At 46.7% G+C, this 660-nt stretch carries 1 protein-coding gene; it reads right to left on the reverse strand.

Annotated features, from left to right (window positions below; translation table 11 throughout):
• The coding region (locus tag A3739_RS30210; RefSeq protein WP_197472480.1) for a hypothetical protein at positions 1-660 on the reverse strand (660 nt) is incomplete at both ends.

Consider the following 660-nt stretch of genomic DNA (forward strand, 5'->3'; position numbering starts at 1 on the left):
CCTGCTCCAGCACATTTTGGAAACATTGATCTTGCTCTAAAGCAAATGCTTGAATCCTCAAACGCACCCGCTCTAGCTTTTCTCGAACATGCAGCAAGTCTGTCTCAGAGCGCTCCCTTGCCTGTTCCAAATCACGCAATTGACCTTGGAACGCCTCGTGCTCTGTTCGCACCTGCCCAAGCCGCTTCTGATCACGCTCATGAGCGACTAATTCATCCTGCAAGCGGGACTCTAAACCCTCAATCAAATCTTCATCGCCAGGCTCGAAATCAATATTTAAGACCGCCTCGTTAAACCTCTCAATCTCAACTACTTGCCCATCAAGAGTTTGATTTAGCAACTCTAAGCGATTTCGAAAACCTTGCTGATCAGACCGCAACCTCATTAACACTGAAGCTAAATCCTGAACCTGCGCTCGCGACTCAGATATCGCATTTTTCAAACGCTCTTTGTCACCTTCTCCAAGCTCTCTTTTTTCAGATGCGCTCTCCAAAACCTCAGATAATATTGACAACTCTTGCTCACACGCTTCAATTTGCTCAGAACTTTGGGCAAAACGCTCTCTTTCAGAATTCAAATCATCATCTATCCGAGCTATACGCAGCTGAAGTTGCTCACGCTTGATTTTCGCCCCCCGCTCATCAGCAACTAATTGCGCGT

The organism is Oleiphilus sp. HI0067, assembly GCF_001635735.1.